Genomic DNA, 24,865 nt, shown 5'->3' on the forward strand with positions numbered 1-24,865 from the left:
CACGAGTCAACTGCCGAGTGACTGTCCCCGATCTCTCTTGAGGGAACGCTACGAACGGGGAGCACCGCCGGACATTACGGTATTAATCTTGTAATAGATACGTCGGTCCCACCCCATAAATACTCTAGAGTATGATAGCTAAGCCGGTGACGCGGCTCCGTGTACCCACCGAGAATCGAATCGATTCTGCCGTCACTCTCAGATACGCCGTTAGAAGTCCTCCAGCAGGTATTTAGGATGTCGGCGGACTTATTTTTCATCGTCCTATACAGAAAATCTGCTCGTGTCCGATATCTTATCTCACGTGGCTAGTTGAAACAGAAAGTCGATTTTCATCCGCTCTAATGTCGATTTTGGGGAGGAAAGAATTCTCGACAACCATATTCTCCGCTGATTTGTTCCCCCAGACTGTAATTGATATGACCTGATGGATCAGATATGTGTGTTGCATGTGTCCGAATGTCAGACAATGGCTCCCCGCAGGATACCGAACGACGGCTCGGAGGTCGTCCGTGAGAGCTTCACGAAACACGGGGCGACGGCTCAACAGGAGACGGCCCGGTGTCTGTTCTCGCCGTAGCGTCGAGCGGGAGGACACGTATCGGCGGGGCTCTCTCCACGGAGGGCCGCCGGGAGGAATATCGCCGCCGAACCCCCGCTCGAAACGGGGACCTCAGTCCGCGGCGGGGTCGGTCAGTTGGATTTCGGTTCGACGGTAACCGTGACGTCTTGCTCGCCGACGCGAAGGGTGTACTCACCCGGAATCGCCGACACCCTCCCAGTTTCGTCGACGCGCCCGAGCGATGCCGCATCGATGGGGACCGACACCGTCTCCGTGACGCCGGGGTCGAGCGAGACGCGCTCGAATCCACAGAGTTCCCTGACGGGGGTTACGCGCGTTCCGGCCTGGTCGGTGACGTACACCTGCACGACGGTCGAACCGCGTCGGTCCCCGACGTTCTCCACGGGGAGTTCGACTGTCGTGGTCCCGTGGGGCGAAATCCGTTCGTTCGTCACGGTCATCGAGCCGAACTCGAACGCAGTATAACTCAGCCCGTGACCGAATTCGAAGAGCGGGTCGTACGACGGGAGATGCTCGTCGGGACCGATCGGTGTCGGATGCGGGAAGTGATTGAACCGAGTCGGAAGGTGACTCGCGGACCGAGGGAACGAAATCGGTAACCGCCCGCCGGGGTCGCACGCCCCGAAGAGCGTCTCCGCGACGGCTTGCCCACCCATCGTCCCCGGGTAGTACGCCAGCAGCAGCGAGGGAAGATTCTCCGCCATCCACTCCACGGCCAGCGGTCGACCGGTGACGAGGACGCCAACGACGGGCGTCCCCGTCTCGTGCAACGCTGCCATGAGTTCGCGCTGCGCATCGGGGAGTTCGAGCGTGGTTCGGTTGGGAAACTCGTCGGGAGCGGTACCGCTCTCCGCGGTCGGCCCGAACTCGTGGATATACCAGTTTTCTCCGACGGCGACCACCGCGACGTCCGCATCCTTCGCGGCTTCGACCGCGGCGTCGATACCGTCTGCTTCGGTTATCGTCGTCCCCCGCTCGTAGGTCACCGTTCCATCACACACGGATTCGATTCCGTCTTTGATTGAGATGACGTCGGTGCCCGCTTCGTCGGGGACACTCCAACCACCGAGTTGGTGGATGGGGTTGTCCGCGTTCGGTCCAGCGACGAGGACGTCGACGGCGGGGTCCAAGGGGAGCGTATCGTCGTTCTGCAGGAGCGTCATCGACTTCCGCGCGGTCGCTAACGCGTCGGCCCGATGGGCATCGGCACCGACGACGTCCCGCGCCTCGTTCGCATCGACGAACGCGTCTTCGAAGAGCCCGAGCCGGAATTTGAGGTCGAGGACGCGCCTGACGCTCTCGTCGAGGGCGTGCTCTGCGACCGCCCCCGCTTCGACGAGCGACACGAGATGGTCCGCGTGCGCGACCGCATCGACTGACGCGACATCGAGTCCAGCGTTGCGAGTCATCCGGACCGACTCGCGGTGGTCGCTCGCGACGTGGTGGTCTTCGTGGAGCATCCGGACCCCGTTCCAATCGGAGACGACGGTTCCATCGAATCCGAGCTTCCCTCGGAGGAGCTCCGTGAGATAGTCGCGTGAGCCGTGTGCGGGTTTCCCGTCGATCGCGCTGTAGCAGGGCATAACGGACGCGACGCCCTCGTCGATCGCGTCGACGAACGACGGTAAGAAGACGTTTCGAAGGAGGTACGAGGACACTTCGACGGGGGCAGTATCTTCCCCCCGTGCGGGGTCGCTATAGGCCGGGAAGTGCTTCGCGGTTGCCGCCACGGAGTCGGGGTCGTCGAGACCGTCGCCCTGGTATCCACGTACCATCGCACCTGCCATCCGCCCGCACAAGAATGGACTCTCGCCGAACGTCTCGAAGGTGCGACCCCACCGCGGCTCCCGGGCAACGTCACACGTGGGCGAGTAGTTCTGCTGTGCCCCCGATTTTCGGACTTCGGTTGCAGTGACCGCTGCTGCGCTCTCGACGCAGTCTTCGTCCCACGTTGCCGCCATCCCGAGTCCGTTCGGGAACGCCGTCCCTTCGGCGACGTACGCGTGACCGTGGACAGCATCCACGTTGAACAACAGCGGGATGCCGAGTCGGGTCTTCGACAGCGCGACTTCTTGCAGGTGGTTGACCGTCTCGACCACGTCGTCGATTCGAGAGTCGAGCGCCCCGGCCCATCCGAACGACGCGACAGCGCCGACTCCGGATTCGACGATCTCGTCTTCGACCGTTTCGACCGATTTGAACTCGTCGAGCTCTCCCGCCCACGTGCCAACGAGTTGCCCGACTTTCTCTTCGACCGTCATTCGGTCGAGAAGGTCCTCGATGCGCTTGTCGGTCGGGAGAGTCTCATCTCTGTAAGGGGGGTGCTTGCTTTCTGACTGCATACGGCGAAGAGAAAGCCGCTACTACTTATACATTTGCCAACGCATGAGTAGCGCCGCTCAGGCGGCCGTGTTTCGCGACGAGAGCGTGACCGTGCCGCGTTCTCCGACTCCGACGTGTTCGGTGTGGCCCGCTTGGGAGAAGCGTTACCGCAGCTAACTGCTACACTCAACCAAATATTTATTAACAATGGGTGTGGTTTGTTATCAGTACGTCATGTCAGACAGTACTGGCCGCTTTAGCGACTTGATTAGCCGGCGCAGTTTCGTCGAACTAACCGGTGCAACCGGAATCGCAGCCCTCGCGGGGTGTAGTGGTGCTTCCACCGGAGGGGAAACGACCGACGACGGTGGCTCGAACGGGGACACGACCGGGTCCAACGGAGGCGAGACCGGCGGTGACGATTCCGAGACGCGTGGGGCGACTGTCCTCGACAAGAAGATGGTCGGTGCCACGAACAACGGCGTCCCGACGAACCTCCACCTGAACCCGGAGGCGACGCAGAACTACGACCCACGGGCAGGGAACTTCGTCTTCGAACGGTTCGCCGCCTACAACTTTTCGACCGGTGAGTTCGAGTTAGCCGCGCTCGACTCGTGGTCCATCGACGGGCAGACGGTGACGCTCACGCTCCGGGACGACCTGCTGTGGGATACCGGCGAGGACGTGACCGCGCGCGACGTCCTGACCCAGTTCCGCCTGATGAAGAAGATGAACACGTCGCTTTGGGACTTCACCGAGAGCGTCGAACGGGGCGAAGACGACAAGACCGTCGTCCTCAACCTCAAGCGACCGTCCAACCCGGAGGTCATCAAACACACGCTCGCCAACGGGTCGCTCCGACTGTTCGCGTACCACCCGACCTTCGAACGGTTTCTCGACAAAGACGCCGAGGCGCTCCAGCAGTTCAAATACGAAGGCGACGTGGTCGCGAGCGGTCCCTTCTCGGTCGCGTCGAAGTCGAAGCAGTCGTGGGAACTCACGAGGAACCCCGAATACTACGGCGCTGATAACGTCAACTTCGCGGGCATCTCGCTTCTCTCGCGGGCGGACAACACCGCACTCCAACAGGGTCTGATGGGCCGCGAACTCGACTTCGTCACGAGCCTCTTCGCGCCGCCGAAAATCGTCAACAACTTCCCCGACTCCGTCGAAGAGGTCACCATCTCTGCGAAGTGGGGGTACGGCGTCCTGTTCAATCACGACGACCCCGACTTCGGTAAGCGAAGCGTCCGGCAGGCGGTCGCTCACGTCGTCAACCGCCAGCAGGTCGTTGATAACGCGGGGCCGCGAACGAAAGCGCCCGCACCGAAGGTTACTGGCATCGCCCCGGACGACCAGAAACCGTGGCTCGGTGACGCGTACGACTCGTTCGAGGGGTACGGCATGGCGGCGTCTCAGACGGACAAAGCCGCCGCGCTCCTCCGCGAGGCCGGCTACTCGAAGGAAGACGGCACGTGGACGCACAGCAGCGGCCGAACCCTCGGTGGGGCGTACTACACCCCCGCTGGCTGGACGGATTGGACCACGGCGACGAACACTGTCGTCGACCAGTTGAACGCGTTCGGCTTCGACTTCGAAATCAGCCAGAAGCCGACGGGGGATTTCTTCGGCGGCTACATCGAATCCGACTTCAAGATCGGCGCGTTCTACTGGATGCCCGGTGGGGCCCGGTCGTCGTTCCCGTACTTCCCGCTCCGCTGGCAGCTCACTAACCCGGACATCGACGGCGGTCACAACTTCCCGGAGGGCGAACAGACTGTCCCCGGGATGGACGGCGGCGAGACGACTATCGACCCACTCTCGGTGGTGCAGGAGATTTCGACCACGCAGGACCGGGCCACGACGGAGGGACTCATCAAACGTGTCGCGTGGCACCACAACCAGAACCTCCCAGTACTGGGACTGGTTTCGAAGTTCGAACAGTCGTGGCTCACCACCGACGAATGGGACGTCCCGGCGGAGGGGAGCGACGACCGAGCAATCAAGTGGCCAAGCGAGTGGCTCCCACGCCAGGGGCAGCTCACGGCCGAGAAATAATCGGAGTGGAGCAACGCAACCATGAGTAACTACTACGTCCGTCGGACGGCCAGGGTGTTCGCGACCGTCTTCGCGGTCGCGACGCTCACGTTCGGACTGATTCGGCTCCTTCCAGGCGGCCCCTTCACGCAGTTGCGCGCGCAACTGCTTCGGCAGGGCGTTCCGGCATCGGAGGTCGACGCTCGGATTTCGAATCTCCAGAACATCAACCCCAACGCGCCGCTTTGGCGGCAGTACCTGGACTACATGGGTTCCGTCGCACGGGGGAACTTCGGCGAGTCGATTTCGCTGGGCGAACCGGTGGCACAGGTCATCGCCGAAGCGGTGCCGTGGACGGTGTTCGTCGTCCTGGTGTCCACGATTCTCATGTTCACCGTCGGTATCTTCCTCGGGTCGTTACAGGCCTACTGGGAGGGTTCACGGTTCGACAAGGGGTTCAGTGGCCTTTCGATCGGCCTCATGTCCGTCCCCTTCTACGTCGTCGCCGTCATCTCGCTGTACGTCTTCGCGTACCAGTGGGGATGGCTGCCGACGGCGGGAACGGTCGGGACCAACGTCGAGAAGGAACTGAGCGTCCCGTTCTTGCTCAGCGCACTCGAACACAGTCTCTTGCCCATCTTCTCGTACACGCTGGGCGGGATCGGCGGGCAGGCGTTGGCCATGCGCGGGAACAGTATCCAGGTGCTCGGTAACGACTACGTCCGTGTCGCGAGGCTCCGGGGACTCGCCGACCGTCGTATCGCAACTCGGTACGTCGCGAGGAACGCCATCCTTCCGATGTACACCGGGTTCCTGCTGCTCCTCGGATTCCGCCTGTCGGGGACCGTCATTCTGGAGCAGATATTCTCGTACACCGGACTCGGCTACTACATGTTCGCCGCGCTGAAGGCGAACGACTACCCGCTCATGATGGCGACGTTCCTCGTCATCACCGTCGCGCTCGTCGTCGGCGTCTACATCGCCGACCTGACCTACAGCAAGATCGACCCGCGAATCAGTTCCGGAGGTTCTGATGAAGCGTACTGAGAGAGCGGAGTCCAGCGAATCGGTGTCCAGCGCAGCGGTTACGGACGGTGCCGGCGTCGACTGGCGGGGGTCGGCCTCGTCGTCGGTGACGGTGACTCGTGAGGAGCGACTTCGAGAGTTCTGCGAGGAAACCGTCTTGAAACCGATGCTCGTCGCGTGGTCGGACGGCAGAACCCGACTCGGACTGCTCATCATCGGTTTCTACGTGGCGTTGGCGCTCGTGGCCGTCTTCGGTCTCTGGCGAGAGCCCTCGACGAGTCAGGCCCCTCGGTACCTGACGCTGTTCGAGAACGTGCAGTACCCGCTCGGGACGACTGCGTCGGGGACTGACCTCGCCGCACTCATCATCCACTCGACCCCGGACATCTTGTTGATGGTCACCTCGGGTGGGCTCTGGGCGACCGGTATCGCCGTCCTCGTCGGGACCGTCGCTGGGTACAAGGGTGGCTCGGTCGGACGCGCGTTGATGTCGGTATCGGACTTCGTCATGGCCATCCCCGGACTCCCGTTGGTGATGATTCTCGCGATTACGTTCAATCCCAAGAATCCGATCCTGCTCGGAATCGTCATCAACATCAACTACTGGGCTGGCCTCGGCCGGTCGATCCACTCGCAGGTGCTGACGATTCGGGAGAACAACTACGTCGAAGCCTCCCGGACGATGGGCGTGAGCACGCCGCGAATCATCCTGAAGGACGTGATTCCGAACATCATGCCGTACGTGACGGTCAACTTCGTGTTCGCCGCGCGGTACGTCGTGTTCGCGTCGATCGGGCTGTTCTTCCTCGGCGTGTTGCCGTACTCCGACCAGAACTGGGGCGTCACCCTGAACTTCGCGTACAATGGTGGTGCCCTGTTCTCGTGGGGCGCCGCACACTGGCTTCTCGTCCCGATGGCCGCGATTATCGGCCTCTCGGTCGGACTCATCCTCCTCGGACAGGGGATGGACCGCGTGTTCAACCCGCGCGTTCGGACTCGTCTGACGGGGGAGTCAGCGTCGACCGCTTCGACCGACGAGAAAGACACCGGCATGACGGAGGTACTGTAGATGACTGCCAAACGGCGCGAAACGACGACCCCTACGACAGCTATGACGACAGACGACCCAATCATCGAGATCAACGACGCGGCCGTCACGTACGACGGCGGCGAGACGTTCGTGTTGGACCACGTGACCACGTCTATCGAACGTGGCGAGATTCTCGGCATCGTGGGCGAGAGCGGAAGCGGCAAGTCGATGTTCGCCGACTCGATGCTGGACGCCATTCCCGACCCCGGACGACTGTCCGGTGAGATACGCTACCACCGCGACGATGGGACCACGGTCGACGTGCTCGAACTCTCCGACGACGAACTTCGAGAGTTCCGGTGGGAGGAGGTGTCGATGGTCTTTCAGGGCGCGATGAGTTCGTTCAACCCGACGATGAAGATCGGCGGGCACTTCAGAGAGACGCTGAAGGCCCACGACGCCGACGTCACGTCGGGAATGGAGTTCGCCCGCGAACTCCTCTCTGACCTGTACCTCGACCCGGAGCGCGTGCTGACGTCGTACCCGCACGAGCTCTCCGGCGGGATGCAGCAGCGGGCACTCATCGCCCTGTCGCTCGTTCTCGAACCCGAGGTGCTGGTGATGGACGAACCGACCGCCGCACTCGACCTCCTGATGCAGCGTTCGATTCTGACGCTCCTCGAAGACCTACAGGAGAAGTACGATCTGACGATGGTGTTTATCACCCACGACCTGCCGCTGGTCGCCGAACTCGCCGACCGGATGGCCGTCATGTACGCCTTCCAACTCATCGAGGTCGGCGACCGCGAGCAACTCATCGGGAACAGTGGGCACCCATACACGCGAGCGTTGCTCAATGCGACGCCGGACATCGAAGCACCGCTCGAAGAGATGCGACCGATCGAAGGCCAGAGTCCAGCACCCGTCAACGTTCCACAGGGGTGTTCGTTCGCACCGCGATGTCCGCTTGCGACCGATGAGTGCCGAGCTGAAGACCCGGCGTCCACGCAACTCGAAGCCGGCCACGCCGTGGCTTGTCACCACGCGGAAGACGCGCGAGACGAGATTGCGCTGCACTTCGACCGTTCCGAGGAGTTCGTTCCGGTCTCGGGAGGTGGTGGGTCGTGAGCCGCGCCGACGAACCGTCGGCTGAGCTCGACCAACGCGACGACCCGCTCATCTCACTCGAAAACGTCGAAGTTCACTTCGAAACAGAGCAGGGACTGTTCGACCTCTTCGAGGAGCCAGACGTGGTCAAAGCGGTCGACGGCGTCTCGCTCGACATCGAGGAGAACGACGTCCTCGCACTCGTCGGGGAGAGCGGATGTGGAAAGACCACACTCGGGAAGACGACCATCGGACTCCAGCGACCGACGGGCGGGACGGTGACGTACAAAGGACAGGACATCTGGGCCGCGAAAGACGGCGACGGAGAGATACCGTTCGACGAGATTCGGTCGTCGCTCCAGATCATCCATCAGAACCCTGGGAGCTCGCTCAACCCAAACCGGCGGATTCTGAACATCCTCGCGGAGCCGATCAAGCTCACTCACCCGGAGGCCGGGACCGGCGAACGCCGCGAGCGGATTCACGCGCTTCTCGAACGCGTCGGGATGAACCCTCCAGCGGACTTCGCGGACCGGTACCCACACCAGCTCAGCGGGGGGGAGAAACAGCGCGTGGCGCTCTGTCGCGCCCTCTTGATGAATCCCGACGTGATCCTCGCAGACGAGGCGATAAGCGCACTCGACGTCTCCTTACGGGTCGAAATGATGGACCTGATGCTCGATTTGCAGTCGGAGTTCGACACCTCGTTCGTGTTCGTCTCGCACGACCTCTCGAACGCGCGGTACTTCGCGGAACACGGAGACGGTCGAATCGGTGTGATGTATCTCGGAAATCTGGTCGAAGTCGGTCCGGCAGACCAACTCATCGGCGACCCCAGTCACCCGTACACGAACGTCCTCCGCTGGGCGACGCCGAACCTGTCCCGACAGTCGGGCGAGGCCGGTGAGCCGCCGATGCGGAGGATAGACATCCCAGACCCGGTCAACCCACCGAGCGGGTGCCGTTTCCACACGCGCTGTCCCGAAGCCCGTGAGGCGTGCCGGGAGGTGGCCCCGCGACTCCAACAGTCCGGCGAGGCTGCTGGCCATCGCGTCGCCTGCTTCAGAGACGACCCCAACCACTCCTATTGGGATAGCGACCCGCTGACGGAGGAGGGTGACTGATGTGAGTGGTTGGTCGTCGCCGCCGCGTCACCCGCCTGTCACCGGTTCGAACCCGCCGTTCCATCTCGACCGAAACTTGACCGGTATCGGTCGAATCGGGAACTTGATAATCAGTGCGAAAAACGATACCGTATGGCACAGATAGAGACGGTTGTCGGCGTTATCTGCGACCAGCGCGACCGGTTCCCGCTGTTCGTCGCAATCGGCATCGTGATGGGGCTCCTGCTCGGGTTTTCGTTGTTGTATCTCGAACCGGGAACCGCCGCGTACGCGATCGCGCTCGTCGACGTTGGCCTCGTTGCGGTCACGGTGGTCGGGTTTGGCGGCGGCTTTTGGCTCTGTACGAAGCGCTCGGTAGAGGAGTGACACGGTACTGACGACGGGGCTGAGCGCTCAGCGGGGGAGCGGACGGCCGGTCTCACGAGAAGCGCGCTACCTGCGCGACACCCGGCCGCCGCTGAGTAAGTCGAGCCGGCAAAGCACCCAACCGCTCCCTAGAGACACCAGCCAGGTGGTCTCCGTTCGGCCCCACGGAAGCGGTTAAACGTGTAAACAAAATGGATAGAACCCTATTATGATAACTATAGTATATTAAATGATCAGTCAGATAACCGCGGACGACTCACCTGAGATAACAGCGAGGTCGGCGATCGACTCACCAACTATGCTCGGATTTGATGTGATAATCGTGTTTTAATACTACAATTATATGCCCGTCGATTATTGGCCCCAAACCAGTCGGACATCGTGAGACCGCTCTGAGTACGCTGCCCCGCTCCCACCGGAGACAAGATCTCTCGCACGATTCCCTCGTGGTTGACCGTGGGTGTCGGACCCTATCCCGAATTCCCCGGTCAACTCGATTCGATCACGTTGAACAAAACCTCGTGAAGAATCGGTTTCACACGCGTGGGAGCCGTTTTGACCAAGTCCGTCCTCCCGCGAGTGGAAGTCACCCGAGCTGCGACATAAGTTACTAAACTAAACAATACTGTATGCCTCGAATCGCATCGACAGTTGACTGACGAGTCAAGTTGCAGGCGTTGTGATATTGAGACTGAGACTGCTAAATGAAATTTTAAATCGAATATTAGGAAGAGTGATAAATTATCCGCAGTCGGAACGGGGTGTCACCCACGCGGTATCGAGCGCGTTGCTCGGCTCGGTGGATGTCGGTGAGACACGCTCGTATCGGACCGTCGCTCCGTCACCGCGTGAGTCGGACCGTCAGTCCAGTCGCGCTTCCAGCGACTCGACGAGCGAGTCGTTGCCGATGTAGACCGGGACGCGGTCGTGGATGCCCTCGGGCGTCCCGGAGAGGAGCGACGTCTCGCCGTCCGACGACCGCCCGCCCGCGCACTCGATGATGTAGCCGATGGGGAAGCCTTCGAACTGCTGGCGGAGTTTCCCCTTCGGGGCGTCGGTCTGTGCGGGGTACGCGAAGACGCCGCCGTAGTGGAGAATCTGGTTCACGTCGCCGATCATCGACCCGCCGTAGCGGAGCTTCATCCCCTCGGTCCGTTCGGTCTCGCTGGCGAACGCCTCGAACTCGTCGAACCAGCGGTTGACGCGGCCGCCGAAGCTGAAGATGGCCGGGTCGTCGGGCAGCGTCAGTTCCTCGCGGAGCGGGCGCTTGACGCCCGATTCGAGGATGTACTCGCTGACGACGCCGTCGCGGGCGGCCACGAGCGTCGTCACCGGACCGTAGAGGATGTAGCCCGCGGCGAGCAGGTTCTCGCCGCCCGTGGGGAGCGGCTCGTCGTAGACGCTGTAGAGCGTCCCCATCACGTTGTTCGGCTTCAGGTTCGTCGATCCGTCGAGCGGGTCGAGCGCGACCGACACGCCCTCGCCGACGTCGATGACGTCGGGGCGCTCCTCGCTGGCGTACTCACCGACGCCGTCGAGGGGACGAAGCCGCTTCAACAGCAGTTCGTCGGCGTACGTGTCGGCCTCCATCTGGCGCTCGCCGCTCGGGTTCGTCCCCTCCTCGTAGACGCGCCGGCCGGGCAGGCCCGCCCGAATCGACGGCGCGGCCGCACAGAGCGTCTCGACGACGGCGTCGACCACGTCGTCCTCCCGACTCGATACGTCTGTCATGCGGTCGATACACCCCGCGAAGGCGCGGGCGCGCCGAAGCGGTTCGACGGAGCGCCGACGGGCGATGCACGGACGGGCGTCGGGGTGGTCGTCATCACCTACTGGTCCCGTGGGCGAAGTATAGTTCTGTCCCCGCGCGTAAGCGTTGCACCGCGCCCACGACGGAGTTGGCGGCGGGTTTTCGACTCCGACTCTGTTGATGCCTTCGTTGGTGGACGTTCACTACGCACGCGCTCCTGAGCGGTTAGTTCAGCGTCGGTACGATGGAATAACGAGGGCCTCGTGAGAGATACACCGTCTGTCTGTTTCACACTCGTTCTGACAGAGTTTCCAGTCATCGGTTGAAACTGACGGCGTCTAGTGATGCACCGCGCCGGCGCAAGGTCACTCACGCATCTGTCAGAGAGAACAGATAGAGAAACAGGAGAATCGAACTACCGAACGTTAGTGCGCCGTACAGAAGCACAGACTTCCACGAGGCGGTTCGGCTGAACCACTTCGACGCGAGAGTTCCGACTGCTGACAGTCCCAGAAGGCCATACACGACCGGCATTCCCTCCAACGAGAGGTAGCCGCCAACGACCTCCACAGCAACCATCGTAGACAGGAGTCCACAGCAGAGAGCGAGGAGGCCAGCGGTGGACCGTCGGTTACTAGTCAACTCCATACCGAGTTGTGACAACCAGTTGTACTAAATTCTTTGTCGATAAGTGGAAACGGATTACTGAACGGCGAACAGCCGTTCGAACACGACCGTCGGGAACTGCGGTTCGAGTCGGCTCGGCGGCCGCCCCTTCCGGTCGACGCGCTCCGCCGTGACTCGGCGGGTGATGCCGTCTTCGGCGAGTTCGTACAGGATGCGCTTGACCGTGGTCGGCGAGAGGTCGACCGATTTAGCGATGTGCTGGCTCGCCGCCCGCACCGACTCCTGTTGGTCGGGGCGCAACGCGAGGAGTTCGTGGAGCACCTGCTGGCGGTTCTCCGGGAGGGCGAGCACGCGGCCGAGCGAGACGCAGGGGTGGGGGACCGCGGCGATGCCCGCGGCGACGTCGGCGGCCGTGATGCTCCGGTGTCTGTTGCGGACCGCCTCGTCGGCCGCGCCGAACAGCGCCGCGAGCGCGTCGTGGGCGTCGCCGTCGGCCCACTCGGCGATGTCGCGGGCGAGGCGGTGGTCGAGCGTCCGCCGCGACCCGGCCGCCGACGCCCGCGTCATCAGCACGTCGATGAGCACTTGGCTCTGGTAGGACTCGAACTGAATCTCGTCGGCCGTGTAGTCGGTCAGCACCGTCTCGTCGGGCGGCGCGCGCCCGATAGCCAGCCAACTGACCTTGCTCGGAAGCCCGGCACAGAGGTCGACGAACGCCTCGCCGTCGAGCGTCCCCGGCTCTCCGAGGTGGTCGACGGCGACGACGGCACCCGTCTGGGGGGCGTCGAGCGTCGCTTTGAGCCGCGACCGGAGCGCCTCGGTTTTGATGCCCTGCTTCGGCACCGGCTCGTCGACGAGCGCGTCGAGTACGGCGTGATAGAACGCGAACGCGCTCGTCGTCTCGCGCGCGTCGACGTAGACGAACCGCGGCGCGAACGTCGCCTGCACGCGGGTCGTCGTGTGGATGGCGGCGTTGCTGACGCTCGACGCGCGGACGAGGTGGTCGAATAGCGCCGTCACGACCGCCGACTTTCCCGACCCCTTCGGGCCGTAGGCGTAGGCGTTCGGCGGCAGATGTCCGTCGAACACGGGGTCGAGGTAGTCGAGCAGTCGCTCCAACACCGGCCCGCAGTTCACCGGGTCGTCGGCGTGTGCGACCGGCGAGAGCGAGTCGTAATCGACGAGGAGGCGAGGCGTCCCGTCTCGACGTTGCCGACGTTTAATCCTCGCTTCGATGTCCATATCCTAGTGGTAGTTCCGAAATGAGCGATATATGAGTTCTGACTGCTTACGGGCGCGCCGCCGTGTCGACCGCGGGAAACGCGCCGGCGATGGCCATCTCGGCGGCGACACGGTCGCCTCCGCGGCCGCCACTCACGAATCGCTCTCCCGGGCGCTCGACTGCGGGCGGTCCCGCCGCGGCCGCCCCGGAGGCGAACGTGTTCGGGGTAACCGACTCGGTGGTCCCCCGCGAGGTACGACGTGTATGGCAGACACCATCCTCGACGTGCGCGACCTCCCCCCGGCGGAGCGCCATCCGAAGATTCACGCCGCCTTCGACGACCTCGACGCCGGCGAGTCGCTGACGATTCTCAACGACCACGACCCGAAGCCGCTGTTCTACGAGATGCAGGCGGAAGTCGACGCGTTCGACGCCGACAACTACGCGGTCGAAAAACAGGGTCCGAACGAGTTCGCGGCCACCTTCCCGAAGCGGTAGCGGCGCGGACGGCAGCCAACCTCGGTTCACACCTTCCGTTCTCCATCCTCGGCGAATATGTTCGGCGTCACCGGTAGGGCTCCGCGCCGCGCTAGTCCGCGTATGAGCGCCATTCCCGCCGACATCGACACGGCCCGACAGCCACCGATGACGATTCCGCTCCGGCACTTCGTCGTCGCGCTCGGCTTCCTCGCTGCCGCGGTGGGCCTCCGAGTCGGCCTCGCCGCCGGCGTCGTCGCCGGAACCGCCCGTCTCGCGCACGTCCACCTCCTGCTCGCGGGGTGGGTCTGCGTCACCATCATGGGCGCGATGACGCAGTTCGTCCCGGTCTGGTCCGGCGTCGACCTCCACTCGCGTCGGCTCGCGGCCGTCCAACTGTGGGCCGTCGGCGTCGGCGTCGGCGGTCTCGCGGCGTGCTTCCTCCTCGGCGCGTTCGCGTGGCTCCCGCTTTTTGGTGCCGCCGCGCTCCTCGGCTTCTGGACGTTCGCCTACAACGTCGCGCGCACGCTCTCCCGACTCGACGACTACGACGTGACCGAGCGCCACTTCGGCCTCGCACTCGGCTTTCTCGCGGTCGCCACCGCGCTCGGCTTCCTGCTCGCGGTCGACTTCACGCGCCCGCTTTTCGCCGGCGTCGGCGCGACTCACGCGAGCGTCCGCGCGGCCCACGTCACGCTCGCCGTCTTCGGCGTCGTCGTGACGACCGTCGTCGGCGCGCTCTACCAACTCGCGACGATGTTCACCCAGACGAAGCTCCGCGGCGTCGACGTGTGGCTGCGCCGCGTCGAGGAGGTCGGCTACCCGCTGGGCGTCGTCGCGCTCGCCGGCGGTCGGCTCGTCTCGAACCCGACGCTCGCGCGGGTCGGCGGCGCGCTCGTCGCGCTCTCGCTCCTCGGCGTCGCCGCGATTCTCGCGCGCCGCCTCGTCGAGTCGTCGGTCGACTGGACGCCCATGCTCACCCGGTACGCCGTCGCGGCCGTCGCGCTCGCCGGCTGGGCCGTCCTGACGCTCCCCGCGTGGCTCGCGGCCCCGCTGGCCGGCGACCGCCTGTTCGGCGCGCCGGGAGCCGACTCGCTGTTCCGCCTCGGGTTCGTCGGGTTCGTCGTGCTCGGGACGCTCTACCACGTCGTCCCCTTCATCGTCTGGGTCCACCGCTACAGCGACCGCCTCGGCCTCGAACCCGTGCCGATGCTCGACGACCTCTACGGCGCTCGCCTCGCTCGCCTCGACTTCGGCCTCGTCGTCGCCGGCGTCGCCGCCGTCGTCGCGGGCGACCTCGCCGGACTCTCGTCGACCGTCGAGACGGCGGGCTGGACGCTCGTGCTCGCCGGCGTCGCGGCGTTCGCCGCGAACCTCCTGCGAGTTATCTGGGTCCACAGCCCGCAGTCGCTGGTCGGCGGCGCGGCCGCGTCGGCCGTCGATGCGAACGACGGCGCGGACTGAGTCGGCTCGTCAGAGACGCGTCTCGGACGCGGTCACTCTATGAGCAGTTCGGGCGCGAGAAAGAGAACCGCGAGCAGGCACGTCAGGACGAGAACCGCCGCGAGACGCAGGACGCCGGCTTCCCGCCGTCGATTGTTCGGAAGCGACTCGGCGACCCCGGACAGCGCGGTCCCCGCTATCATGAACAGGAGCCAGTTGCCAGACATGGACTGTTCCACGACGGCGTACTGCCAGTAGAGACCCGACATGACGAGCACGCCGCAGAGCTGAACGACCGGAAAGAGGCCGCCGGAGGGCTCGCTGAACACGGTTTTGTCAACTATGGAGGGCATCGAACATGTATTTCGTTTGGAACGACAAAATAGCACCTACCGTTGCCCACCTCGTTCGGTCCCGCTCTCGTTCGGTTCCGCCCGTGTCATTCCCGAACATGTTCGGCCGCAGGCTTACCGACCGCGCGGCCGACAGTTCACCCGTGATGCCAGAACACGCCGCGCTCGCCGACCTCCCGGCGCAGACGCGCACGCCCGTCTTCGAGACCGACCGCCCGAAAACCGTCAGACTCCGCCTCGAAGCCGGCGACGAGGTGCCGGCGCACTCCCATCCCGGCTTCGACATCGTCTTCCACGTCGTCGCCGGCCGGATGGAGCTCGCGCTCGACGGCGAGACATACGAGATCGCGGCGGGGGAGTTGATGCGCTTCGGCGGCGACCGCGACATCTCGCCGCGCGCGCCGGTCGACAGTAGCGCAGTGCTCGTGTTCGCGCCGGCGGGCGACGACTGAACCGCGGGGCCGACCACGCGGGGAAAACGAACCTACACCCCCAGCGAGAGGGAACCCCGGCGTTCGCGCCGGGGAGGACGTCATTGCTTTTCGCTCGACAGCCGCTGCAACGCCGCCTCGAACTCCTCGGACAGCGAGACCGCTCCCGACTCGGATTCGCCGTCGTCGGCCGCCGGCGTCTCGCCGTTGCGGTCCGACTCGCCGGTCGCCTGCGAGTCGGCCGCGTCCATCGCGTCGAGTTCCGCGTTGATGGCCGCCGCGTGGTGGTGCATGGGTGCGACGCGGACCCGGACGCGGTCGTAGTCGTGTCGGTCGGCGAGGCCGTTCCACGCCCGGAACGCGCCGACGGTGAGCGTCTTCGACTGCGGGCAAAACGGCGTCGTCGGCGTGAACTCCGCGAGGAGGACCGACGGGTCGTCCCGGTCCTCCGCGTAGCGGAAGCCCGCGTCCGGGTGGCGTCGGTCGAGGTTCAGTCGCGCGAGGTTGTAGCCGAACGTCACATCGTAGACGCCGCGGTCCTCGAACAGGTCGCGAGCGACCCGGTGGACGGCGACGTGGTCGTCGCCGTCGAGGACGCGGTGGCCGTCGAGAAAGGCGTCAGGGTCGGGCAGGTGTTCCGGGACGAACTGGTCGATGTCGTCGAACCGGTCGGCCCGCGACCCGCCGCCGAACAGGGATGGGATGTCTGGCATGGTCCGAAATAGGGTCGCCACGGGCGTAGGCCCACCCCCGAACACGTTCACCTCACTGTCGGGGTGCCAGCGCTCCGATGCGGTTGAGTTGCATCGATGGCGCTGTCGAAATCTCTAGTCACGGATCGTTTGTTGAGTCCGGGCTGAGTACTGCCCGCGTCTCGGTCACGGGAAGGAAGGTACTGATGTGGACGAGCCAAACGGTACAGACAGAGCGGACACGTCTCGGAACGCGGGTTACGGAAATATCGTCACGACAGAAGCCGCTTCGGCCGCGCTCATCTCTGATTTATCACTCGCTGAATCCGCTCTCGAACGTCGTCCGCGGAGTCGTATATTTCGTTGTCAACCGAAGCGAGCACCTCGTCGACGGGTGCCCACCCGCCTCGTGTTTCGACCTCGTAGCCGCCGTAGTTCTCGACGAGTTGCTCCGTCGTGGTCGGATAGTCCTGAACCTCAAGCGCATCGTCGAGGTCCCCGAGTTGCTTCCCGGGCTCGGGTTCGTCGGCGCGGTCACGCGCCTCTTGAATCGCTCGCTCGCGCTGGCGCTGTTCTTCGTTGGCCGCTTGCTTATTTCGGCCCTGTTTGTCGTCAGGCATCCTTGGCTTCGCATTTTGAAAGCGAACGGCATAACGCTGTGGTCGCTTCTCGGGCGGTCGCTTCCGACAGACCGCCGCTCAGTGACGATGCCTCTCGAAAGAGCCAGATAGAAAAAAGCGGACAGCGATGATTGCGGGTCGATGCGACGGCGCTACTGCGGGTCGGGGTCGAATATTTCGGGGTCCTCCGGCCCCTCGGCGCGGATGACGGCCATACAGCCCTTGCGGACGACGCGGGACAGCGAGTGGTCGACGAGTTTGAAGTCGCCGGGGACGGGCGAACTCATCGTCGCGATGGTCGTGCTCCCCGGCGGCACCTGCCGCGTCTGGATGTGGGTCTGCGGCTCGGTCGTCAGCGACCCTTCGGGGTAGAGCGTCTCCCAGACGCTCCCGATGGGATGGAAGCTACTGGAGAGGTTCGGCCCGCCGTCGACGAAGTACACCCGGACCGTCTCGTCGGTGCCGACGGTCGCGGCCGGTCCTCGGCCGTTGGGCGTCCACGCGTACTTCTCGCCGTTCATGAGGACGTACGTCGGGTCCTCGTTCCGCATGGACTCGTAGTCGAAGGTGTGCTGGCCCTCCTCGCCGGCGGCCTTGTCGGTGTAGAGCTCGTGCTGTCCGAGGTATATCTCGTGGTCGACCTCCGGAAGCCCCTCCGGCGGCTCGACGAGGATGATGCCGAACATCCCGGCGCTGATGTGCATGTCCATGTTCGGCACGGCGCAGTGGTAGATGTACGCGCCGGGGTAGGTCGCCTTGAACCGCAGGTGCGCCGTCTCACCGGGGTTCGTCATCGTCGCCTCCGCGCCCCCGCCGGGCCCGGCGACCGCGTGGAAGTCGACGTTGTGCGGCATGGTGTTCTCCCCGGGGTTCTCGAACGTCACGTTCACCGTGTCTCCCTGCCGGACGCGGACGAGCGGCCCGGGAACCTGCCCGTTGTAGGTCGTGTAGGTGAACGTCACGCCGGGTTCGACCTCGGCGGTGACCTCCTCCGGCCGGAGCGTCACGTCGACTTCGGCCGGTTCGCTCCGGTCGATGGGACCGGGGATGTCCGTCGGGTCGGCCGCGACCCGGTCGACGATGTTCGTCGGACTCTGTTGTGTCGGTTCCTCCGTCCCGTCGAGCGACTGCGCGGCGGTCGGCGCTTTCGTCGCACAGCCGGCCAGCGAGGCGGCACCGCCGAGACCGAGCCACTGGAGCGTCCGCCGCCGAGTCGTAGATAGCATGTTGTCTCCCTCCGGTTGAATCGAGTATCCGAACACGGGTATAAACGAACAATGATTGCACGGTTTGGAGACGCGCTCCGAACATCTTCGCGAGTCGTACCACTCCGTGAGACGCGAGGACGGCCACCGCTCGCGGGCGTGCGAGTCTGTAGAAATCGCGCGGACGGTTCAGTCGTCGCCGACGAAGCGGTCGCGGCGGTACCGACACTGCTCGCAGAAGAACTGTGCGAGCCCCGCCGGCTGCGTGCCGGTGAAGGCCATTTTCGAACCGCAGTCCGGACACCACTCGGAGTGGGTGGTATTCGTGTGGTCTGAACTCATACCACGTACAAACGCGTGGGTTGTTATTACATTAACGATTATACCAAATTAGGGTGGGTTGATAGCTTTCGGGACGCAAGCGGTGCCGACACCGCCGCTCGCGGGGGATTGACTGGACGGGATTGACTGAAAGGAATTCGGCGACTACGCCGACTCAGGGTTCCCAAATCGCGGTGACGACGCCGTCCTCGCGCTCGGCCGAGCAGTAGGCGAACCCCCGGTCGTCGAGCTTCGGGTAGAGGAACTTCGGCTCGCGGTCGTTGAGCTGGACGAACACCGTCTCGCCGTCGAGGTCGGCGAGGCGGTTCATCGTCTCGGTGAGCGGCTCCGGCGGCGGCAACTCCCGCACGTCGAGGAAATCCACCGTTCGGTCGGTCGGTGCGTCGAGTCCGTCGAGGTACGCCTCGTGCTCCATATGCGAGTCGTGGGGACGACAGCGCAGGAAGTTCACCCCGAACGTGTTCGTCTCGGGTTCCCCCGGTCAGTCGGCCGAACACGTTCGGGGCGTCGCTCACCTCCCGCGCCGTCGAACCAGCCGACCAGAGCCATGTCTCGACCGCCACACGTCGACACCGACACGAGCGAGGGGAGCGACGCGGACGCGCCGCCGACGGCGGCCGCCCCGCCGGACCCGTCGAGCATCGACACCTCGCGGCGGCCGTTCGTCCTCGTCTGGGAGGTGACGCAGGCGTGCGACCTCGCGTGCGACCACTGCCGGGCGGACGCGACGCCCGCGCGACACCCCGACGAACTGACGACGGCGGAGGGCAAACGCCTGCTCGACCAGGCCCGCGAGTTCGGACCGGGGCAGCTCGTCGTCCTCTCCGGCGGCGACCCGCTGGCCCGCCCGGACCTCGCGGACCTCGTCGAGTACGGGACCGACCTCGGCCTCCGAATGACGCTCACCCCGAGCGGAACGTCGTCGCTGACGCCCGAGACGGTCGCCGACCTCGCCGACGCGGGCGTCAGGCGCATGGCGCTCAGCCTCGACGGCGCGACGGCGGCATCCCACGACGCCTTCCGGGGAGAGGACGGAAGCTTCGACCAGACCGTCGCGGCCGCCCGCGCCGCCAGCGAGGCCGGCCTCCCGCTCCAGATAAACACGACCGTCTGCGCCGAGACGGTCGACGAACTCCCGGCGCTCTGCGACCTCGTGGCCGACCTCGGGGCGGTGCTCTGGTCCGTGTTCTTCCTCGTCCCCGTCGGGCGCGGGCGCGTCCTCGACCCGATTTCCCCGGAGCGCGCCGAGCGCGTCATGGAGTGGCTGACCGAAGTGAGCGAGGAAGCCCCCTTCGGCGTCAAGACGACCGAAGCGCCCCACTACCGTCGGGTCGCCATCCAGCGCCGTCGTGACGCGAGCGACGCGCCCCCGACCGACGGCATCGGCCGTCGACTCGGCATCACCGCCGGCGACGGCTTCGCCTTCGTCAGCCACACCGGCGAGCTGTTCCCGTCGGGCTTCCTCCCCGCGTCCGCCGGCTCGGTCCGCGACGGCGGGCTCGTCGAGCGATACCGCGAGAGCGACCTCTTCCGGTCGCTCCGGGACCGCGACGCACTCCGCGGGAAGTGCGGCGCGTGCGAGTTCCGCCACGTCTGCGGCGGCAGTCGGTCGCGGGCGTACGCCCACACCGGCGACCCATTGGCGAGCGACCCGCTCTGCGAGTACGTGCCCGCCGACTACGACGGCCCGGTGCCGACGACCCTGTCGGCGGGCGACGCCCCGTAGCCCGTCGCGGCTTGCTGGAATCTCCCCGAACATATTCGGGACAACCGCTTGCTTTCGTCGCCGCCGAGGTACACCTGATGACGCGCGACTCCAATCTCACGAGACGGCGCTTTACGGCACTGACCGCGACGGCGGCGCTGTCGACGGCGCTCGCCGGCTGTTCCGGCTCCGGCGGCGACGCCGCGAACGCGGCCGAGGCGGACGGCGACGACGCGACGACCGCCGAATCGACCGCGGAACCGACGACCGAATCCGGCGAAACGACCGGCGCGGACAGCGGTTCCGGCGGCGGGAGCGCCCCGCAGTTCGACGGCTGGTTCGACAACGTCGGCAACTACGACGGGGTGGTGGACGAGACGGGGAGTTCGACGGTGACGGTGACGGTTGGCGCGCAAGCCAACGGTGGGGCGTTCGGGTTCGGCCCGGCCGCCGTGCGCGTCTCTCCGGGCACCACGGTCGTCTGGGAATGGAACGGCGAGGGCGGGTCGCACAACGTCGCCGCCGCCGACGGCTCCTTCGAATCGGAGTTAGCGGGCAGTAGCGGCCACACGTTCGAACACACCTTCGAGGCGGCCGGGACGTACACCTACGCCTGTACGCCCCACGAGACGCTCGGGATGAAAGGCGCGGTCGTCGTCGAGTAGCGTCCGACCGCGCCGTTTCCGGTCTATTTTCCCCGTCGTCGGCCGATTCACGACTGCCGCGAGCTTCTTCTCCCGGTCCGACGAATCTCCCGCATGGGCCACTCGCTCCTCGCCGCCGCGCGCCGCCGCCCGTCGATGACGTTCGCTCTCGCGGGCGGCGCGTTCGCGCTCTGGTACGTCCTCGCCGACCCGGTGGTCGCGTTGCTGACCGGCGGCGACCCGACCGTCCCCTCCGCGCCGCTGGCGGTGCTCGTCGCCGGGGGGTTTCTCGGCGGCGGCCTGCTCGCCAGCCTGCTCTGGCGGCGACTCGGCGGGCCGAACTCCCGAGTCCGCGGCGCGCTCGTCGGCGGACTCGTGGGATTGCTCGCACTCCCCGTCCCGATGTACCTGCTCGAACTCGCGGTGGTCGTGATGGAGGGCAGTCCGTTCGAAGCGCCGGTCGGGATGGGGCCGGTGGCGGCGCTCGTGAGGGGTGTCGTCCTGTTTCTCGTCGTCCCGCTGTTGCTCGGGGCGTTGGGCGTGATTGCGACGCTCGGTGGAACGGTCGTCGTCGGGGCCGCGACGGGGTTGGCGCTCGCGTGGGAGTGAGTCGGGAGAGCCGACATCAAAGAGAAACTAGAGCGCGTTACTCAGCTCCCTGTGGCCGAGAGTGAAACTTAGGAATATTCGTCTATCTACGCACAGAACGCATCGAAATCGTGTGCTCCGGCACTCTCAGCGATGCTCCGGAGCGTCCCGGTACGTAGCTCGCTATGCAGCGGGACGGTCACCTGTCGGCGGTCCTGTTCGTTCGTCGGGTGTTCGTAGTACAGTTGAGCGTGGTCCCCGGTCGTTCGCCGCCACTCGAACCCGCCGGCGTTGACTAGAACTTTCACGACCTCCATCCCGGAGAACGTCCGCCGCCCCATCGATTAGTCGAGAACGTCCGGCGGTTCTTGGCCGCCAGTAGCGTTGTTCGCCGGGTCGATACCTAGTGCACGAAGTTCCTCGTCCGTCGGTTCGCGGCCGCGTTCGCCGGTGTGGACCGCGACAGCGTCGTCGAGGTTATCCAGCGCTTCTTCTCTGGACTCTCCCTGCGTGGTTACGCCCGTATCGACGTCCTTCGCGACCCACCAGCTGTCCTCTTGCCAGAGACGAATCTCGCCTTCGTTGGTATCGCCGTTACGAGTCGAACTGGCCATCTCACCTCTAGTTGCCCGATGAACTGTATAAGCATTCGGCATGCTGCTCTCACGGTCGAAATGAACACGTGATTCGTTCGGGAACGGGTGTGTGATGACCGACTCGCGCTCTCTATGCAGCACGACTTCGAAAAGCGAACAGAAAATAAACGGGTCGACAGCGCTCGCCCGTTAGTCGTCGCCCAGGATGCCTTCGGCGACGGCCATGTCCTCGACGCTCGGGTCGTCGGCGGACTGCCGGAGGACGAACCGCTTTCTGACGAGGTCGGCCGCGTAGATGACCGTCCCGAGGATGATGAGGGTGTCGCCGGGGAGCCGCGCCCAGAACAGCGTCTGAATCAGCGGCCGGTTGTAGAAGGCGACGCTCCGGGCGGCGGCGTAGCTCCCGGTGAACGCCGTCTCCAACTGGAGGAAGCCGACCGGGAGGACGGAGACGAACACCATCAACACGAGGCCGACGTTCCAACACCAGAAGGCGGCGTGCAGCCACGAGCCGTCCCAGCGCTCGGCGTCGATGGAGAGCTGGAGCATGTAGGTGACCATCCCGAGCGCGAGGAAGCCGAACGCGCCGAACATCGCGGCGTGGGCGTGGCCGACCGTCAGGTACGTCCCGTGCTCGTAGTAGTTGATGAGCGGGAGGTTGATGAAGAAGCCGAGCACGCCCGCGCCGACGAAGTTCCAGACGCCGCTGGCGACGATGAACATGAACGGCAGGCGGTACGGGAACGACTCGCCCGACATCGCGCGGTACTGCCCGAGCGCCTCGTAGAGGATGAACACGAGCGGGATGAGTTCGAGCGTCGAGAAGACGCTCCCGATGGGCACCCACATGTCGGGCATGCCGACCCACCAGTAGTGGTGCGAGACGCCGATGATGCCCGTCCCCATGACGAGCAGCGCCTGGAGCATGACCGCCTTCTCCGCGCTCCGGCGACTGAGGAGGTTCATCGACACCAGCGTCAGACCGACGATGGCGACGATGAAGAACTCGAAGGCCCCCTCGACCCACATGTGGACGACCCACCAGCGCCAGAACTCCGTGACGGCGATGTTCGTCTCGGGGGTAAACAGGAAGCCCGCGGTGAACAGCAGGGCGATAGAGCCGCCGGCGTACAGAATCATGTGCGCCAGTCCGTACGGCGCTTCCTTGTCGAGAAGCGGCCTCAGGCCGCGGACCGCCAGCCCCGCCCAGATGAGGAAGCCGGCGAGGATGCCGAACTGCCAGAGCTTCCCGACTTCGAGGTATTCGAGCCCCTCGTTGCCGAGAATCCACCACAGCGAGCCGTCGATGTAGCCGTTCGCGCCCAGCCAGATACCCGACATGCCGCCGACCACGACGACGACGATGGCGCCGAGGAGGACGTTGATGTACGTCGACTGCTTCGGCGGCTCGTAGCCGGTCAGAAGCGGCGGGAGGAACAGCCCCGCGCCGAGCCACGTCGCGGCGATCCAGAGGATGCCGAGGTCGATGTGCCACGTCTTGGCGATGGCGAACGGGAGCAGTTGCAGGATGGGCACGCCGAATATCGACTCGACGCCGAAGAAGCCGGCGCGCTCGATGTAGAAGTGCGCGAGCAGGCCGCCCAACAGCACTTGTGCCAAGAACAGCCCCGCGGCGACCGGGATGAACCGGAGCGCCGCGCGCTGGCTCGGGAAGACGCTCACGTCACCGGGTTCGGGCACCGTGATGTCCTCGGCCGACGGCTCGGGGAGTTCGACCGACTTGTACAGCCAGATGCCGAGGCCCGCGCCCGCGACGAGAAGCACCATGGCGACGACGCTCCACGTCATCGAGGCGGCGGTGGCGTCGTTCCCCGCGCCGGGCTGGTACGGCCAGTCGTTCGTGTACGAGTGCGTGCCGCCGGGGCGGTCGGTGTGGGAGAACCACGCCGTCCACATGGCGAAGTCCGCGAACGTCCGCGCCTCCTCCTCGGAGTCGATCATGTTCACGGGGACACCGCGCTCGTGGTCGCCCTCGTGGTAGCGCTCGACGTACTCCTGACGGACCTGCTCGTGGGCGTACACCTCGGCCGCGGTGTACTGAATCGACCCGCCCTCGTAGCTGTCGTCGAGGTCGTTTTTCACCACGTCGGCGACGGCCGCTTGGTCGGCGGAGTCGAGTTGGTCGTAGGACTCACCGTACCGTTCTTGGGCGTAGTAGTTCCGCATGAACCGGACTTTCAGGTCCAGCGCGTCGGCGGTGTAGTCAGCGCCGTAGTACGCGCCGTTGCCCAGTATCGACCCGTGGTTCATCAGGCCGTCTTTCTGGAACACGGTCTTGCCCTCTCGAATCGCGTCGCCGCTGACGACGACGTCGCCGTCGGGTCCGACAACTTCGTCGGGGATGGGCGGGGCCTCCTGATAGGCGAACCACGCGCCCGCACCCATCACGACGAGGTTGAAGACGAACACGACGACGATTGCCTTCGCGATGGTCTTGCGTTGAATCTCCATACACGTCGTGGTTCACACGCCTGCTATAGGCTACACGCGCCGCTTCCCGGCCTCGGACAGCCCGGGCGAACATGTTCGGATTACCGCTCTTTGAGTCGGAAGT

24 protein-coding genes and 1 pseudogene are annotated in these 24,865 nt (G+C 65.0%); 12 read left to right on the forward strand and 13 right to left on the reverse strand.

What is annotated here, in order from left to right; genetic code table 11:
* Positions 1 to 693: 693 nt before the first annotated feature.
* Positions 694 to 2,844: a glycoside hydrolase family 3 N-terminal domain-containing protein gene (locus FY251_RS16095; protein ID WP_148416183.1), complete on the reverse strand. Its 2,151-nt coding sequence runs from the start codon at positions 2,842 to 2,844 to the stop codon at positions 694 to 696.
* A 520-nt stretch (positions 2,845 to 3,364) separates the two neighbouring features.
* Between FY251_RS16095 and FY251_RS16100 the strand changes: the two genes are divergently transcribed.
* The 6 genes from FY251_RS16100 to FY251_RS16125 all read left to right on the forward strand — a co-directional run bounded on the left by FY251_RS16100 (position 3,365) and on the right by FY251_RS16125 (position 9,595).
* Positions 3,365 to 4,963 (forward strand): ABC transporter substrate-binding protein, encoded by a 1,599-nt coding sequence (locus FY251_RS16100; protein WP_148416094.1) that lies wholly within the window; start codon positions 3,365 to 3,367, stop codon positions 4,961 to 4,963.
* 21 nt (positions 4,964 to 4,984) lie between these two features.
* Complete coding sequence (locus FY251_RS16105; RefSeq protein ID WP_148416095.1) at positions 4,985 to 5,989, forward strand: ABC transporter permease; 1,005 nt, start codon at positions 4,985 to 4,987, stop codon at positions 5,987 to 5,989.
* Positions 5,976 to 7,037 (forward strand): ABC transporter permease, encoded by a 1,062-nt coding sequence (locus tag FY251_RS16110; protein ID WP_148416096.1) that lies wholly within the window; start codon positions 5,976 to 5,978, stop codon positions 7,035 to 7,037. The genes FY251_RS16105 and FY251_RS16110 overlap by 14 nt, the downstream gene beginning before the upstream one ends.
* Positions 7,038 to 7,079: 42 nt before the next feature.
* Complete coding sequence (locus FY251_RS16115; protein ID WP_148416097.1) at positions 7,080 to 8,126, forward strand: ABC transporter ATP-binding protein; 1,047 nt, start codon at positions 7,080 to 7,082, stop codon at positions 8,124 to 8,126.
* Positions 8,123 to 9,229 carry an oligopeptide/dipeptide ABC transporter ATP-binding protein gene (locus tag FY251_RS16120; protein WP_148416098.1) on the forward strand — a complete coding sequence of 369 codons (1,107 nt, stop codon included), beginning with the start codon at positions 8,123 to 8,125 and terminating at the stop codon, positions 9,227 to 9,229. Before FY251_RS16115 ends, FY251_RS16120 begins: the two co-directional genes overlap by 4 nt.
* 132 nt (positions 9,230 to 9,361) lie before the next feature.
* Entirely contained in the window at positions 9,362 to 9,595 is a 234-nt protein-coding gene (locus FY251_RS16125) for a hypothetical protein (protein ID WP_148416099.1), read from the forward strand.
* An 861-nt stretch (positions 9,596 to 10,456) separates the two neighbouring features.
* On the opposite strand, the gene FY251_RS16130 is transcribed toward FY251_RS16125, so the two are convergent.
* From FY251_RS16130 to FY251_RS16140, 3 genes are all read right to left on the reverse strand, one after another.
* Positions 10,457 to 11,326 (reverse strand): class 1 fructose-bisphosphatase, encoded by an 870-nt coding sequence (locus FY251_RS16130; RefSeq protein ID WP_148416100.1) that lies wholly within the window; start codon positions 11,324 to 11,326, stop codon positions 10,457 to 10,459.
* Between the two features lie 388 nt (positions 11,327 to 11,714).
* The gene (locus FY251_RS16135; RefSeq protein ID WP_148416101.1) at positions 11,715 to 11,993 is read right to left on the reverse strand and encodes a hypothetical protein; all 279 of its coding nucleotides are present in this window, start codon (positions 11,991 to 11,993) and stop codon (positions 11,715 to 11,717) included.
* Positions 11,994 to 12,047: 54 nt separating this feature from the next.
* Positions 12,048 to 13,214 carry a Cdc6/Cdc18 family protein gene (locus tag FY251_RS16140; RefSeq protein WP_148416102.1) on the reverse strand — a complete coding sequence of 389 codons (1,167 nt, stop codon included), beginning with the start codon at positions 13,212 to 13,214 and terminating at the stop codon, positions 12,048 to 12,050.
* Between the two features lie 244 nt (positions 13,215 to 13,458).
* Between FY251_RS16140 and FY251_RS16145 the strand changes: the two genes are divergently transcribed.
* Positions 13,459 to 13,692 (forward strand): DUF2249 domain-containing protein, encoded by a 234-nt coding sequence (locus FY251_RS16145; protein WP_004967158.1) that lies wholly within the window; start codon positions 13,459 to 13,461, stop codon positions 13,690 to 13,692.
* 102 nt (positions 13,693 to 13,794) lie between these two features.
* Entirely contained in the window at positions 13,795 to 15,135 is a 1,341-nt protein-coding gene (locus FY251_RS16150) for a hypothetical protein (protein WP_148416103.1), read from the forward strand.
* A gap of 32 nt (positions 15,136 to 15,167) precedes the next feature.
* On the opposite strand, the gene FY251_RS16155 is transcribed toward FY251_RS16150, so the two are convergent.
* Entirely contained in the window at positions 15,168 to 15,467 is a 300-nt protein-coding gene (locus FY251_RS16155) for a hypothetical protein (protein ID WP_148416104.1), read from the reverse strand.
* A gap of 146 nt (positions 15,468 to 15,613) precedes the next feature.
* On the opposite strand from FY251_RS16155, the gene FY251_RS16160 reads away from it, so the two are divergent.
* Positions 15,614 to 15,919: a cupin domain-containing protein gene (locus tag FY251_RS16160; protein WP_148416105.1), complete on the forward strand. Its 306-nt coding sequence runs from the start codon at positions 15,614 to 15,616 to the stop codon at positions 15,917 to 15,919.
* An 80-nt stretch (positions 15,920 to 15,999) separates the two neighbouring features.
* Here the strand turns inward: FY251_RS16160 and FY251_RS16165 are convergent, their stop codons facing one another.
* From FY251_RS16165 to FY251_RS16180, 5 genes and pseudogenes are all read right to left on the reverse strand, one after another.
* Positions 16,000 to 16,611 carry a hypothetical protein gene (locus FY251_RS16165; protein WP_148416106.1) on the reverse strand — a complete coding sequence of 204 codons (612 nt, stop codon included), beginning with the start codon at positions 16,609 to 16,611 and terminating at the stop codon, positions 16,000 to 16,002.
* A 278-nt stretch (positions 16,612 to 16,889) separates the two neighbouring features.
* On the reverse strand, positions 16,890 to 17,210 hold the full coding sequence (locus tag FY251_RS16170; RefSeq protein WP_148416107.1) for a hypothetical protein: 321 nt from the start codon (positions 17,208 to 17,210) through the stop codon (positions 16,890 to 16,892).
* A 152-nt stretch (positions 17,211 to 17,362) separates the two neighbouring features.
* Complete coding sequence (gene nirK / locus FY251_RS16175; protein ID WP_148416108.1) at positions 17,363 to 18,436, reverse strand: copper-containing nitrite reductase; 1,074 nt, start codon at positions 18,434 to 18,436, stop codon at positions 17,363 to 17,365.
* Positions 18,437 to 18,604: 168 nt separating this feature from the next.
* Complete coding sequence (locus FY251_RS22645) at positions 18,605 to 18,757, reverse strand: HVO_2142 family zinc finger protein (protein ID WP_167344076.1); 153 nt, start codon at positions 18,755 to 18,757, stop codon at positions 18,605 to 18,607.
* Positions 18,758 to 18,911: 154 nt separating this feature from the next.
* Positions 18,912 to 19,272 (reverse strand): annotated as a pseudogene (locus tag FY251_RS16180) (DUF2249 domain-containing protein).
* Positions 19,273 to 19,304: 32 nt separating this feature from the next.
* Here FY251_RS16180 and FY251_RS16185 point away from each other — a divergent pair.
* The 3 genes from FY251_RS16185 (at position 19,305) to FY251_RS16195 (ending at position 21,715) form a co-directional block, all read left to right on the forward strand.
* On the forward strand, positions 19,305 to 20,483 hold the full coding sequence (locus tag FY251_RS16185; RefSeq protein ID WP_148416110.1) for a TIGR04053 family radical SAM/SPASM domain-containing protein: 1,179 nt from the start codon (positions 19,305 to 19,307) through the stop codon (positions 20,481 to 20,483).
* Positions 20,484 to 20,560: 77 nt separating this feature from the next.
* Entirely contained in the window at positions 20,561 to 21,127 is a 567-nt protein-coding gene (locus FY251_RS16190; protein WP_148416111.1) for a halocyanin domain-containing protein, read from the forward strand.
* A gap of 93 nt (positions 21,128 to 21,220) precedes the next feature.
* A complete protein-coding gene (locus FY251_RS16195; protein ID WP_148416112.1) occupies positions 21,221 to 21,715 on the forward strand; it encodes a hypothetical protein in 495 nt (164 codons plus the stop codon).
* An 86-nt stretch (positions 21,716 to 21,801) separates the two neighbouring features.
* Here the strand turns inward: FY251_RS16195 and FY251_RS16200 are convergent, their stop codons facing one another.
* From FY251_RS16200 to FY251_RS16210, 3 genes are all read right to left on the reverse strand, one after another.
* Positions 21,802 to 22,035, reverse strand: coding sequence for a type II toxin-antitoxin system HicA family toxin (locus FY251_RS16200; protein WP_148416113.1), 234 nt, complete (start codon positions 22,033 to 22,035; stop codon positions 21,802 to 21,804).
* Positions 22,036 to 22,038: 3 nt separating this feature from the next.
* Complete coding sequence (locus FY251_RS16205) at positions 22,039 to 22,308, reverse strand: type II toxin-antitoxin system HicB family antitoxin (RefSeq protein WP_148416114.1); 270 nt, start codon at positions 22,306 to 22,308, stop codon at positions 22,039 to 22,041.
* A gap of 171 nt (positions 22,309 to 22,479) precedes the next feature.
* Positions 22,480 to 24,762 carry a nitric-oxide reductase large subunit gene (locus FY251_RS16210; RefSeq protein WP_148416115.1) on the reverse strand — a complete coding sequence of 761 codons (2,283 nt, stop codon included), beginning with the start codon at positions 24,760 to 24,762 and terminating at the stop codon, positions 22,480 to 22,482.
* Between the last annotated feature and the right edge of the window lie 103 nt (positions 24,763 to 24,865).

Origin of the sequence: Haloferax sp. KTX1 (assembly GCF_902410085.1) — an archaeon.
Taxonomy (GTDB): Archaea; Halobacteriota; Halobacteria; order Halobacteriales; family Haloferacaceae; genus Haloferax; species Haloferax massiliensis.